We start from the raw sequence: 13,235 nt of genomic DNA, 5'->3' as shown, positions 1-13,235 counted from the left end.
ACAATCCCATGGGCTGGCACGGGCTTTGCAAGCATACCGGCAAGCCAACCAATAAGACGGATAAAGGACTGACATGCCTAAGACGACTTTGCGCATCACCAGCAAGAACTACTCTTCCTGGTCATTACGCGGCTGGCTCCTGGTCAAGTTCGCGGGACTGCCGTTCGAAGAAGACATCGTGCCGCCGGACGATCCGGCCATGCGCGCGGAGATCCTGCTGCTCTCCTCCTCCATCCTGGTGCCCAGCCTCAAGCACGGCAACGTGCTGGTATGGGACACCCTGGCCATCGCCGAATACCTCAACGAAATCCGCCCCCGGGCCTTGCTGCTGCCGGCCGACCAGGCGGCGCGCGCGCACTGCCGCGCGGTATGCGGCGAGATGCATTCGGGCTTCTCGGCGCTGCGCGCGGCGCTGCCGATGAACCTCAAGGCGCACTTCCCCAACTTCAAGGTGTGGTCGCGCGCCGAGGCCGACATCGCCCGCATTACCACCATCTGGAAGGAATGCCTGGCCCGGTACGGCGGCCCGTTCCTGTTCGGCGAGCAGCGCACCATGGCCGACGCCATGTACGCGCCGGTGGTGACGCGCTTCGTCACCTACGGCGTGCCGCTGGACCCGGTGTGCGCGGCCTACGGCAAGCGCATCATGGCCATGCCCGAAATGCAGGAATGGATCGCCGCCGCCAAGAAGGAACCCGAGGATATTGATGAGCTGGATGTGGAATTCTGAACACTGCTTTTGAGGTGCGGCAGCCGCCGCGCCTGTTTTTGTCGCAAGCCAAATGCGGGACGCCGCGGAAAGGATGGATGTGATGAATACGGTAGATCAAAGCGTATCGGCAGCGAACACGTTCTCGCATGTCTGCGAGGGCGACACGCCCTACGAATCGGGAGGATTGCGTGACTTTTTCCTCTACCGCGACCTCGGCATCGCCGCGGCCACCGGCGGGCAGGTGGTGGCGCAGCTGGTCAAGGCCAACATGGCGCCGGAACAAGGCACCGGGTGGCACCGGCACGAGGCCAATTTCCACATCGTCATCATGCTCAAGGGATGGGCGCGCTTCATGTATGAAGACCAGGTCACCTTGGTAAAAACCGGCGATTGCGTACACCAGCGGCCCGGCATCGTACATTTCCTGTTCGATTATTCGCCCGACATGGAATACCTGGAAATCGTCAGTCCGGCCAATTTCACGACCATCGACATGCCCGGCCCGTGTGCCGTACCGCCGCCCACGCCGTGGAATTAGGCGAGGTTGCGACCGTGCATTCCGTTTCATCAGCGCACTGACATCGATGAAACGGGACACATTTTTTCAGATTTGTTCGAACGTATGCAAGAACGTAAAACAACCACGGAGAAAAGGTCCCCACCATGTAATTTTCCACTGTCCAAAACCAGATGCCTCTGCTAGGCTTAACCGGCAAACGCCAGCAAGCATGCGCGTTTGCAGAAATCATCACGTCTCGCTTGTCGTCAAATTCAACCCGGAAAATTTCCTGCCCACACAGGAAAACGAATCAAATCTATGGCACATTTTTTCGATGAGATGTATTCGGGAATCGCCGCAGGCGACAACCCGCAAGTGCGCCAGCACTACGCCGAATTCGCCAGCTGGCTGGCGTCGCAGTCGGCGGAAACCATCGCCCGCAAACGTGCCGAGTCCGACCTGATCTTTCGCCGCGTCGGCATCACCTTCGCGGTCTACGGCAACGACGCCGGCACCGAACGGCTGATCCCTTTCGACATCATCCCGCGCATCATCCATAAGGCCGAATGGGCCAAGCTGGAAGCGGGGCTGGTGCAGCGCGTCAAGACGCTCAACATGTTCATCCACGACATCTACCATGAGCAGAAGATCGTCAAGGCCGGCATCATCCCGCCCGAGCAGATCTTCCAGAACGCGCAATACCGCCGCGAGATGCAGGACGTGAACGTGGCCAGCGACATCTACGCCCACATCGCCGGCGTCGATATCGTGCGCGCCGGCGAGGGCGAGTTCTACGTGCTGGAAGACAACCTGCGCGTGCCTTCCGGCGTGTCGTACATGCTGGAGAACCGCAAGATGATGATGCGCCTATTCCCCGACCTGTTCACGCGCCACAAGATCGCCCCGGTAGCCCACTATCCCGACCTGCTGCTGGACAACCTGCGTTCGGTGGCGCCGGCCGGCGTGACCGATCCGACGGTGGTGGTGATGACGCCCGGCATGTACAACTCGGCCTATTTCGAGCACGCCTTCCTGGCCCAGCAGATGGGCGTGGAGCTGGTCGAGGGCCAGGACTTGTTCGTCAAGGACAACGTGGTCTACATGCGCACCACGCGCGGCCCCAAACGCGTGGACGTGATCTACCGCCGCATCGACGACGACTTCCTCGACCCGCTGGCGTTCCGTCCCGATTCCGCGCTGGGCGTGCCGGGCCTGCTGCAGGCCTACCGCGCCGGCAAGGTGACGCTGACCAACGCCATCGGCACCGGCGTGGCCGATGACAAGTCGATCTATCCCTACGTGCCCGACATGGTGAAGTTCTACCTGTCGGAAGAGCCGATCCTCAACAACGTGCCGACCTACCAGTGCCGCAAGCAGGCCGACCTCGACTACACGCTGGCCAACCTGGAAAAGCTGGTGGTCAAGGAAGTGCACGGCGCAGGCGGCTACGGCATGCTGGTCGGCCCGGCATCCACGAAGCAGGAGATCGAGGACTTCCGCGCCCGCGTCATCGCCAAGCCCGACGGCTACATCGCCCAGCCGACGCTGGCACTGTCGGTCTGCCCGACCTACGTCGAGGCCGGCATCGCGCCGCGCCACCTCGACCTGCGCCCGTTCGTGCTGTCCGGCAAGAACGTGACGATGGTCAAGGGCGGCCTGACGCGCGTGGCGCTCAAGGAAGGCTCGCTGGTGGTGAACTCGTCGCAAGGCGGCGGCACCAAGGACACCTGGATACTGGAGAAATAAGATGCTCAGCCGCACCGCCGATCACCTGTTCTGGATGGCCCGCTATACCGAGCGCGCCGAAAACACCGCGCGCATGCTCGACGTGCATGTGCAGACCGCCCTGCTGCCGCAATCGGCCGACGACGCCGAGCAAGGCTGGCGCGCCGTGCTCGGCATCTCCGAGCTGCTCTACGGCTACAATCAGAAATACGACAAGCTCACGCAGCAGGACGTCATCGACTACATGGTGCGCGATCCGAACAACCCGTCGTCGATCGCCTCCTGCCTGCGCCAGGCGCGCGAGAACGCGCGCGCCGTGCGCGGCGCGCTGACCACCGAGGCCTGGGAAATCCAGAACGCCACCTGGATCAAGATGCAGTCCTACCTGCAGACCAATGCGCTGGAGCACAGCCCGAGCGACTTCTTCGAATGGGTCAAACACCGTTCGCACCTCTCGCGCGGCGTCACCATCGGCACCATGCTGAAAGACGAGGCCTTCCACTTCATCCGCCTGGGCACCTTCCTGGAACGCGCCGATAATACCGCGCGCATCATCGACGTCAAATTCCACGGCGCCCGCGAAAGCCAGTCGCAAACGCAACCAGGGCAACCGGGCAAGAACGGCGACGGCCAGATCGACTTCTACTACTGGGCGGCGATCCTGCGCTCGGTGTCCGGCTTCGAGATCTACCGCAAGGTCTACCGCGACGTCATCACGCCCGAGCGGGTGGCCGAACTGCTGATCCTGCGCCCCGACATGCCGCGTTCCTTGCTGGCCTGCATGGGCCATGTGCTGTCGAACCTGAAGAACGTGCACAACGACGTCTCGGCCGACACCGAACGCTTCGCCGGCAAGCTGCATGCCGACCTCAAGTTCGCGCGTATCGAGGAAGTGCTGGACGCTGGTTTGCACGATTACCTGACGGTATTCCTGGAACGCATCTTCGAGCTGGGCAATCGCATCAGCCGGGATTTCCTGGTCCCCCTGGCAGCATGAAAATACAAAAAATCACCTGCCCCGCCTAAGAAAATCTCGAAATGTGCCGTGAATGTAGGTAAGCGGCGACAGCCAGCCCCGCCCGCAGCCTTTGCCGGCGGGGCTTCCTGTAGAATCCGGTATTTACATTTATCAGATCACATCATGACTTATTGCGTTGCCATGCGCCTGAACAGCGGCCTGGTATTCCTCTCCGATTCGCGAACCAATGCGGGCGTCGACCATATCGGCACCTTCCGCAAGATGAGCGTCTATGAAAATCCCGGGGATCGCGTCATGGTATTGATGACTGCCGGCAACCTTTCGATTTCGCAATCGATCCGCCAGATGCTGAACGAGCGCACCAACGCCGAAGGGCGCAGCATCTGGACCGCCACCTCCATGTACGAAGCGGCCCAGATCCTGGGCGACGCCATCCGCGCGGTGCATGACCGCGAAGCCGCCGAGCTGAGCAAGTTCGGCATCGACTTCAACGTCAGCATCATCTTCGGCGGCCAGATCAAGGGCGAGCGCTGCCGTCTGTTCCAGATGTATTCGGCCGGCAACTTCATCGAATCGCACGACGAGAACACCTATTTCCAGATCGGCGAAGCCAAGTACGGCAAGCCCATCATCGACCGCGTGGTCACGCCGCAGACCACGCTGGACGAAGCCGCCAAGTGCGCGCTGATCTCGATGGACTCCACGCTCAAGTCCAATATCTCGGTCGGCCTGCCGCTCGACCTGCTGCTCTACAACAACGACGAATTGGCCGTCAGCCGTTTCGTCACCATCGACGAGCAGAACCAGTATTTCCAGATGATCCGCCGCAGCTGGGGCTCGCAATTGAAGCGCGTGTTCGAGGCCATCGACGACCCGGTCTGGGATGCCGCGCCGGAAGCCACGCGCAACGTGCTGTCGTCGTCGTCCGACCATAGCGAGCCGGTACGCGTGCCGCCGCCGGCCGAGATCGCGCGCAATGCGCCGACCGTGCCGCGCCAGATCCTGGCGCATCAGGACGGCTCATCCAAGCAGGCGAGCTAAATTCCTTTCAGGCAATAAAAAAATGGCTGCGATAGCAATATCGCAGCCATTTTTCATTCAATGCCGTTGTTGCCTTGGCAAGTGTGCTTCCGGCGCCACAAACGACGCTGGCCCCTGACTTTCGTCAGGGCGACGGGCTTGTTTCAGGTCAGATAACGATCGTCTGCGCTTCGCCTTCGGCGCGGGCGCGGATCTCGCCGATGCGGTACACGGTCTCGCCGGCCGCCTTCAGGTGAGCTTCGGCAGCGTCGGCATTCTCCTTGGAAACGATCACGGTCATGCCGATGCCGCAGTTGAAGACGCGGTGCATCTCGGCGTCAGCCACGCCGCCGTGCTGCTGCAGCCAGGTGAACAGCGGCGGCATGGTCCAGGACTTGGCGTCCAGCACCGCGGTCAGGTTGTCCTGCAGCACGCGCGGGATGTTTTCCACCAGGCCGCCGCCGGTGATGTGCACCATGCCCTTGACTTCCAGCTTCTCCATCAGCGACAGCAGCGGCTTGACGTAGATGCGGGTCGGGGCCATCAGCACGTCGGCCAGCTTGCGGCCGTGGAAGTCGGCGTTCAGGTCCGGCTTGGCCACTTCCAGGATCTTGCGCACCAGCGAGTAGCCGTTGGAGTGCGCGCCCGAGGAGGCCAGGCCCAGCACCACGTCGCCTGGGGCGATCTTGGTGCCGTCGATGATCTTGGACTTTTCCACCGCGCCGACCGCGAAACCGGCCAGGTCGTACTCGCCGTCCGGGTACATCGACGGCATTTCGGCGGTTTCGCCGCCGATCAGGGCGCAGCCGGCCTGTTCGCAGCCGGCGGCGATGCCCTTGATGACGTCGGTGGCCGACGGCACGTCCAGCTTGCCGCAGGCGAAGTAATCGAGGAAGAACAGCGGCTCGGCGCCCTGCACCAGGATGTCGTTGACGCTCATGGCGACCAGGTCGATACCGACCGTATCGTGCTTGTTAAGATGGAAAGCCAGTTTCAGCTTGGTGCCCACGCCGTCGGTGCCGGACACCAGCACCGGCTCCTTGTACTTCTTGCCGATCTCGAACAGGGCGCCGAAACCGCCAATGCCGCCCAGCACGCCTTCGCGGGTCGTACGCTTGGCGAAAGGCTTGATCGCCTCGACCAGGGCGTCGCCAGCATCGATGTCGACGCCAGCGTCACGGTAGGAAAGGGAGACATTGGATGATGAAGTCATGATGATATTGCCAGTGAAGACGGTAAAATAGGAAATTCAGGGCAACAAACCCTGCCAAAACCGTGATTTTAACAAAACCGACACCCCCGAAGCCCGATTCCATGCCTTTTTCTTTGTCCGAAGAGCAAAAACAAAATCTGGTGTGGCTAATTGTCGGAATCCTGCTGTTGGCCCTGCTGGTCGCGCTCGGTCCCATGTTGTCGCCCTTCATCGCCGCCGGCATCATCGGCTACGCGCTCAATCCGGGCGTGGACTGGATCGCCAGCCGCCGCATCGGGCCGCTGCGGGTGCCGCGTTTCGTCGGCGTCACCGTCATGGTGCTGCTGCTGATCCTGGTCGTGCTGGCGCTGGCGCTGATCGTGGTGCCGCTGGTGCTGCGCCAGATCCCGCAATTGCAATCGCATGTCCCGCCGCTGCTGGACAAGCTCAATGCCCTGGTCTCGCCGCGCCTGCACCAGCTGGGCATCGACGTGCGGCTGGACCTGGCCGGCATCAAGGCCTTGCTGACCCAGCAGATCAGCACCAGCAGCGATGAAATGTGGACCTCCGTGCTGGCCTCGGCGCGCGCCGGCGGCACCGCGCTCCTGGCCTGGGCCGCCAACCTGCTGTTCGTGCCGATGGTGCTGTTCTACCTGCTGCAGGACTGGCACCCGTTCCTCAAGCGCGTGCAAACCATGATCCCGCGCCGCTGGGCGCCGCGCATCAACCTCATGGCCGCCGAAGTGGACGACCTGCTGGGCCAGTACCTGCGCGGCCAGTTGCTGGTGATGCTGACGCTGGCGGTCTATTATTCGGTGGCGCTGACGGTGGCCGGCTTCGACAGCGCCCTGCCGGTCGGCGTGCTGACCGGCATCCTGGTCTTCATTCCCTACGTCGGCTTCGGCCTGGGCCTGGTGCTGGCGGTATTGGCCGCCATCCTGCAGTTCGACGGCGCCAGCGGCCTGCTGTGGGTCGCGCTGATCTACGGCATCGGCCAGGTGCTGGAAAGCTTCTTCCTGACCCCAAAGCTGGTCGGCGAACGCATCGGCCTGCACCCGCTGGTGGTGATCTTCGCGCTGCTGGCGTTCGGCCAGTTGTTCGGCTTCGTCGGCGTGCTGCTGGCGCTGCCGGCCTCGGCCATCGTCTCGGTGATCGCTACGCACGTGCGGCGCGCTTACCTGGCGAGTAATTTTTACAATCAGTCATGAAACAAATTCCGCTCGATCTCAGCGCGGACCAGCCGCAAAGTTTTGACAATTTCGTCACTGGCCGCAATGAAGAACTGCTGCAACGCCTGCAACAACTCGCCGCGTCCGGCGCGGACAAGTCGGCCCATACCGCCAGCGCCAGCACCGACCGCTTCCTTTACCTGTGGGCAGAAGACGGCGCCGGCAAGAGCCACCTGCTGCACGCCATCGCGCACCAGGCCGGCCAACAGGCGCACCTGATCCCGGCCGATGCGCCCGAATCGGCGTTCGACTACAGCCCGCACATCTCGTATTACCTGGTCGACGACGCCGACAAGCTCGGCCCGCAAGCCCAGATCGCCGCCTTCAACCTGTTCAACCAGATCCGCGAACAGGGCGGCTGGCTGGTGTCGACCGGCGAATTGCCGCCGACACAGCTCGAACTGCGCGAAGACCTGCGCACGCGCCTGGGCTGGGGCCTGATCTACCAGGTGCACGGCCTGTCGGACGATGAAAAAATCGCCGCGCTGACCCAGGCGGCCCAAGGCCGCGGGCTGGAACTGCCGCCAGGCATGCTGCCCTACCTGCTGACCCATTACCGGCGCGACATGCCTTCGCTGTCGCGCATGCTCGATGCGCTGGACCGCTATTCGCTGGCGACCAAGCGCGCCATTACGCTGCCGCTGCTGCGCGATCTGTTACAACAGGAAACCGAACAACAATGAACCTCGCCCTATTCGACCTCGACCATACGCTGCTTCCGCTCGACTCCGACCACGAGTGGGGCGAGTTCCTGGCCCGCACCGGCGCCGTCGATGCCGACAGCTTCCGGCAAGCCAACGACGAATGGTTTGCCCAGTACCAGGCGGGCACGCTGGATCCGGTCAAGTACCTGGAATTCGCCTTCGGCATCCTCTCGCGCTTCCCGCGCGCGCAACTGGATGAAATGCACCGCCGCTTCATGACGGAAGTGATCCAGCCGGCGGTCCTGCCGCAAGCGGTGGACCTGGTGAAGAAGCACCTGGACGCCGGCGACCTGGTGGCCATCGTCACCGCCACCAATCACTACGTGACCTCCCCCATCGCCTCGCACTTCGGCGTGCAGCACCTGATCGGCGCCATGCCGGAACTGGACCAGCACGGCAACATCACCGGCAAGCTGCTCGGCACGCCGACCTACGGCCCCGGCAAGATCACCCACACCAAGGCCTGGCTGGAAAAGCTGGGGCTCAAGCTGGACGGCTTCGAGCGCAGCTACTTCTACAGCGACTCGCAAAACGACATCCCGCTGCTCGAACTCGTGACCGATCCGGTCGCCACCAACCCCAATGCCAAACTGCTGGCGCATGCCCAGGCGCGCGGCTGGCCGGTGATCAATCTCTTCGACGGCCACGCGCAATGATCAAGAAACTGATTCGCTCGATCCTGGGCAAGGGCAAGAAAGGCGCCTCCTCCGGTTCCTCGGAACCGGACGTGCTCGGCCCCAAGCAGCATGGCATCAACCCGGCGCTGGTCTCTCCCAACGCCATCCGCGTGACGCAAACGCTGCAGGAAGCCGGCTTCAAGGCCTTCATCGTCGGCGGCGCGGTGCGCGACCTGCTGCTGTCGGTCAAGCCCAAGGACTTCGACGTCGCCACCAACGCCACCCCGGAACAGGTCAAGGCATTGTTCCGCCGCGCCTTCATCATCGGTCGCCGCTTCCAGATCGTGCACGTGATGTTCGGCCAGGAGCTGATCGAAGTCACCACCTTCCGCGGCGCCTCCTCCGACAACGCTCCCAAGGACGAGCACGGCCGCGTGCTGCGCGACAACACCTTCGGCGAACAGCATGAGGATGCCGCGCGGCGCGACTTCACCATCAACGCCATGTACTACGATCCGGCCACGCAGACCGTGCTGGACTACCACGGCGGCATCGCCGACATCCGCGCCAAGAAGCTGCGCATCATCGGCGAACCGGAAGCGCGCTACCGCGAAGACCCGGTGCGCATGCTGCGCGTGGTGCGCTTCGCCGCCAAGCTCAAGTTCACCATCGACCCGGCCAGCAGCGCGCCCATCCGCGTGATGGCGCCGCTGATCGACAACGTGCCGGCCGCGCGCGTGTTCGACGAGATGCTCAAGCTGCTCATGAGCGGCCACGCCCTGGCCTGCCTGCAGCAGTTGCGCAAGGAAGGCCTGCACCACGGCCTGCTGCCGCTGCTGGACGTGGTGCTGGAACAGCCGCTGGGCGAGAAGTTCGTGACGCTGGCGCTGGCCAACACCGACGCCCGCGTCAAGGAAGGCAAGCCGGTTTCGCCCGGCTTCCTGTTCGCCTCGCTGCTGTGGCACCAGGTGCTGGAAAAATGGCGCGCCTACCAGGCCGCCGGCGAATATCCCATCCCCGCGCTGCACCTGGCCGCCGACGACGTATTGGATGCCCAGACCGAGAAGCTCGCCCTGCAGCGCAAGATCGCGTCCGACATGCGCGACATCTGGGCCATGCAACCGCGCTTCGAACGCCGCGTCGGCAAGGCGCCCTACAAGCTGCTGGAACACCTGCGCCTGCGCGCCGGCTACGACTTCCTGATCCTGCGCTGCGAATCCGGCGAACTCGACGCCGAACTGGGCGAATGGTGGAGCGCCTTCATCAGCGGCGGCAGTGCCGAACGCGAAGAACTGATCGCTCGCAAGCCGGCCGACAGCGCCGCCGGCCCGGCCCCCAAGAAACGCAAGCGGCGCGGTGGTCGCAACCGCTCCAAGGGCGCGGCGCCGGGAGAACAGGACAACGAGTCCGCGGCCGAAGCAGCGCCGGCTCCTGAAAAGACCCCGCCTGCCGCACAGGAAAACGCCGCCGATGCGGAAGGCGCAGGCGAAGCGCCCAAGCGCCGCCGCCGACGCCGCAGCAGCAAGCCGGATGCCGAGGGCGGCGCCCCCGCCTCCGCCGCTGGCGGCAACGACTGATGCAGCAGATGGAAATGCCGGCGCCCGCGCCGCAAGCCATCGCCTACATCGGCATAGGCGGCAACCTGGGCGACGCGCGCCATACGGTCGAACAGGCCATTGCGCGGCTGGCGGCCTTGCCGCAATCGCGCCTGCTGCGCACGTCCTCCCTGTATCGCACGGCGCCGGTCGACTCCAGCGGCGACGACTACGTCAACGCCGTCGCTCAACTGGCCACCTCGCTCGCTCCCCTCGACCTGCTGCGCGCATTGCAACAGGTCGAACTGGAGCACGGCCGCGAACGTCCCTACCGCAATGCCCCGCGCACGCTGGATCTGGATGTGCTGCTGTATGGTGATCTGGTCGTCGACAGCGACGCATTGTGCGTGCCGCATCCGCGCATGGCGCAACGCGCCTTCGTGCTGGTGCCGCTATTGGAAATCGAACCCGCCATCGCCATTCCCGGCATCGGTACCGGGCAAGACTGCCTGGCCCGCATCTCCGGACAAGACATCACCAAGCTGTGACAAATCCTCAGGTAGTGCCGTTGTGCTCGTCGCTCCTCGGCGCCGGACGCAATTCCGGCAGGCGCCGGTGGTGCCCCTTGAGCCACAGCGGCAGCTCATTGGCCGGCATCGGCTTGGCGATCAGGTAGCCCTGGCCGAGGTTGCAGCCGAAGGACTGCAGCAGGCGCCAGTCCTCCATGGTCTCGATGCCTTCGGCCACGGTAACCAGTTCCAGGCGCTTGGCCATGTCCAGCGCGGACTGCAGGATCACGCGCAGGTTCTTGCGCTCATGCGCCCCATCCACGAAGGAGCGGTCGATCTTGAGTTCGGTGAAGGGAATGCGCGCCAACTGCTGCATCGAAGAAAAACCGGTGCCGTAATCGTCAATCGACAAGCCGAAGCCCTTCAGGCGCAATCGCGACAGCATGCCCAGGGAATTACCCTTGTTCGCCACCACCGAACCTTCCGTGATTTCCAGCACGATGCGCTCGGCCGACAGTTCATAACGGTCCACCAGCGCCAGTATCCGCTGCAAGAAGTCGGGCTGCTCCAGCGACAGCGGCGACAGGTTCACCGCCACCTTGATCGTCAGGCCTCGGCTGTACCAGATGGCGGCCTGCGCCATCGCCTGGTCCATCATGCGGATGGTGAGGTCATGGATCAGCCCCGAGCTTTCCGCCATCGGGATGAAGCGGTCGGGCGGTATCATGCCGCGCTCCGGATGCTTCCAGCGCGCCAGCGCCTCGACGCCTTTCAGGATGCCGGTCTGCACGTCGACCTTGGGCTGGTAGTACGGAATGATTTCGCCGTTGGCGATGGCCGCGGCAAGGTCGGCCTCGCACATCGACGGCCCGGCATCGGCCTTCTGCCGCACCATGTTGCCGGCGCGCGTGAAGGCGCGCAAGGCGGAAGCGATCTTCCCGTTGTCCAAAGGCTTTTGCAGCGCGCCCAGCACATGCATGCCGAGCGTCTGGATCATGTTCTCCACCGACAGCAGCAACGAAGCCTCGCGGCTGGACGCCACGATCAGCGGCATGTTCACGCCCTTCGCCTGCAGATGCTGGATCAGTTCGATGCCATCCATGCCGGGCATCTCAAGGTCGATGACGGCCAGCCCCGGCGGCAGCTTCAGCAAGCCCAGCAGATCCAGCGCCTCGTTGCCGTTGCCGGCTTCGTAGATCAGGTCGATGCCCAGCTCCCGCAGCAGGCCGACAGTGTGCTGGCGCTGCAGCGCACTGTCGTCGACCACCAGCGCCGACTCGATCAGGTCACTTAAATTCTCGGGGACCATATTGTTCAATCACGGCAGAGATGTTTTCAAGGGAGATGACATCCTGGACGCCACCTAGCTGTATTGCTTCTTTGGGCATGCCGAAGACGACGCTGCTGCGTTCGTCCTGGGCGTAGGTATTGGCACCGCAATCGGCCATTTCCTTGAGGCCGCGGGCGCCGTCGTCGCCCATGCCGGTCATGATGATGCCGACCGCGTTGCTGCCGGCGGCCTTCGCCACCGAGCGAAACAGCACATCCACCGAAGGCTTGTGCCGGCTCACGAGAGGGCCGTTGATCACTTCCACGTAGTACTGTACACCATCCCGCTTGACTACCAGATGCATGCCGCCCGGCGCGATCAGGACGCGTCCCGGCACCACCATGTCCAGATGGGCGGCCTCCTTGACGTCGACCTGCGAAATCTTGTGCAGGCGCTCCGCGAAACTGTAGGTGAAACGTTCCGGCATATGCTGCACCACCACCACTCCCGGACAGTGTTGCGACAGTCCGCCCAATACCAGTTCCAGCGCCTGCGGCCCGCCGGTCGAGGCGCCGATGGCGACGATCCTGGCGGTTTCCGGGTGGAAGGCGTCGCGCCCGCCCGGCGCATCGAGCACCACATCGGCGCTGTATTTCTGCGAGCCGCCAAACAGCCCCTGCTGATGCAGCATTTCGCGCGGCGGCGCCTTGGGCTGGCGGACTTCCGCCTGCGGCACTGGCGCTGAAGCTGGAGCCGCCGGAACCGGCTGCGCATGCGGCGCGGCATGCTGCCCCAGGCGCGCCAGGGCCGCGGCGCGGATGGCGTTAGCCAGGTCGTCGAACGCATCGTGCAAGAAATCCCTGACGCCCAGCGCCGGCTTGGAGATGATGCTCACCGCGCCGGCCGCCAGCGCTTCCATGGTGACCTGGGCGCTGCTGTCGGTGCGCGTGGAACAGATGATCACCGGCGTCGGCCGCAGCGCCATGATCTGCTTGAGGAAGGTAATGCCGTCCATGCGCGGCATCTCGATATCGAGCACGATCACATCCGGCCACTCCTGCCGCATCTTGCGCATGGCGAAGATGGGATCGGAGGCGGTCGCCACCACCTGGATATCGCTGGTGGCCCCGAGCAGCTCCTGCATCAGCTGGCGCACCACTGACGAATCATCCACCACCATGACCTTGATCATGCCGACCTCCCGCCCGGGAAGAAAAGCCCCGCGCCAGCCCGCCCGCCCCGCG

Annotated in this window: 13 protein-coding genes; 10 read left to right on the top strand and 3 right to left on the bottom strand. The window is 63.8% G+C overall.

The genetic code is table 11. The features are described from left to right. Positions 1 to 73 precede the first annotated feature (73 nt). The 5 genes from J7548_RS10755 to J7548_RS10735 all read left to right on the top strand — a co-directional run bounded on the left by J7548_RS10755 (position 74) and on the right by J7548_RS10735 (position 4,956). A complete protein-coding gene (locus tag J7548_RS10755; RefSeq protein ID WP_290974387.1) occupies positions 74 to 730 on the top strand; it encodes a glutathione S-transferase family protein in 657 nt (218 codons plus the stop codon). Positions 731 to 812: 82 nt separating this feature from the next. Then, positions 813 to 1,250 (top strand): cupin domain-containing protein, encoded by a 438-nt coding sequence (locus J7548_RS10750; protein ID WP_290974384.1) that lies wholly within the window; start codon positions 813 to 815, stop codon positions 1,248 to 1,250. Positions 1,251 to 1,529: 279 nt separating this feature from the next. After that, complete coding sequence (locus J7548_RS10745; RefSeq protein ID WP_290974382.1) at positions 1,530 to 2,957, top strand: circularly permuted type 2 ATP-grasp protein; 1,428 nt, start codon at positions 1,530 to 1,532, stop codon at positions 2,955 to 2,957. Between the two features lies 1 nt (position 2,958). Beyond that, on the top strand, positions 2,959 to 3,933 hold the full coding sequence (locus J7548_RS10740) for an alpha-E domain-containing protein (RefSeq protein WP_290974380.1): 975 nt from the start codon (positions 2,959 to 2,961) through the stop codon (positions 3,931 to 3,933). A gap of 144 nt (positions 3,934 to 4,077) precedes the next feature. After that, positions 4,078 to 4,956 carry a peptidase gene (locus tag J7548_RS10735; RefSeq protein WP_290974378.1) on the top strand — a complete coding sequence of 293 codons (879 nt, stop codon included), beginning with the start codon at positions 4,078 to 4,080 and terminating at the stop codon, positions 4,954 to 4,956. A 148-nt stretch (positions 4,957 to 5,104) separates the two neighbouring features. On the opposite strand, the gene purM is transcribed toward J7548_RS10735, so the two are convergent. After that, positions 5,105 to 6,148, bottom strand: coding sequence for a phosphoribosylformylglycinamidine cyclo-ligase (gene purM, locus J7548_RS10730; RefSeq protein ID WP_290974375.1), 1,044 nt, complete (start codon positions 6,146 to 6,148; stop codon positions 5,105 to 5,107). Between the two features lie 101 nt (positions 6,149 to 6,249). Here purM and J7548_RS10725 point away from each other — a divergent pair, with 101 nt between their 5' ends. From J7548_RS10725 to folK, 5 genes are read left to right on the top strand one after another with little or no spacing between them, the layout of a single operon-like run. After that, a complete protein-coding gene (locus J7548_RS10725; RefSeq protein WP_290974372.1) occupies positions 6,250 to 7,335 on the top strand; it encodes an AI-2E family transporter in 1,086 nt (361 codons plus the stop codon). Beyond that, positions 7,332 to 8,039, top strand: coding sequence for a DnaA regulatory inactivator Hda (gene hda, locus J7548_RS10720; protein WP_290974369.1), 708 nt, complete (start codon positions 7,332 to 7,334; stop codon positions 8,037 to 8,039). The genes J7548_RS10725 and hda overlap by 4 nt, the downstream gene beginning before the upstream one ends. Beyond that, entirely contained in the window at positions 8,036 to 8,716 is a 681-nt protein-coding gene (locus J7548_RS10715; RefSeq protein ID WP_290974366.1) for an HAD family hydrolase, read from the top strand. Before hda ends, J7548_RS10715 begins: the two co-directional genes overlap by 4 nt. Next, entirely contained in the window at positions 8,713 to 10,254 is a 1,542-nt protein-coding gene (gene pcnB, locus J7548_RS10710; protein ID WP_290974363.1) for a polynucleotide adenylyltransferase PcnB, read from the top strand. Before J7548_RS10715 ends, pcnB begins: the two co-directional genes overlap by 4 nt. Before the next feature lie 8 nt (positions 10,255 to 10,262). Then, on the top strand, positions 10,263 to 10,760 hold the full coding sequence (gene folK, locus J7548_RS10705; protein ID WP_290974928.1) for a 2-amino-4-hydroxy-6-hydroxymethyldihydropteridine diphosphokinase: 498 nt from the start codon (positions 10,263 to 10,265) through the stop codon (positions 10,758 to 10,760). 7 nt (positions 10,761 to 10,767) lie between these two features. Here folK and J7548_RS10700 read toward each other — a convergent pair whose 3' ends face one another. Beyond that, positions 10,768 to 12,030, bottom strand: a complete 1,263-nt coding sequence (locus tag J7548_RS10700) for an EAL domain-containing response regulator (RefSeq protein ID WP_290974927.1) — start codon at positions 12,028 to 12,030, stop codon at positions 10,768 to 10,770. Next, a complete protein-coding gene (locus J7548_RS10695; protein ID WP_290974360.1) occupies positions 12,008 to 13,183 on the bottom strand; it encodes a chemotaxis response regulator protein-glutamate methylesterase in 1,176 nt (391 codons plus the stop codon). Before J7548_RS10695 ends, J7548_RS10700 begins: the two co-directional genes overlap by 23 nt. Positions 13,184 to 13,235: the final 52 nt, after the last annotated feature.

Origin of the sequence: Herbaspirillum sp. (genome assembly GCF_017744395.1) — a bacterium.
Taxonomy (GTDB): domain Bacteria; phylum Pseudomonadota; class Gammaproteobacteria; order Burkholderiales; family Burkholderiaceae_D; genus Herbaspirillum.
Note: the sequence above shows the minus strand (reverse complement) of the source record. Positions and strands in the feature narration are given on the sequence as shown.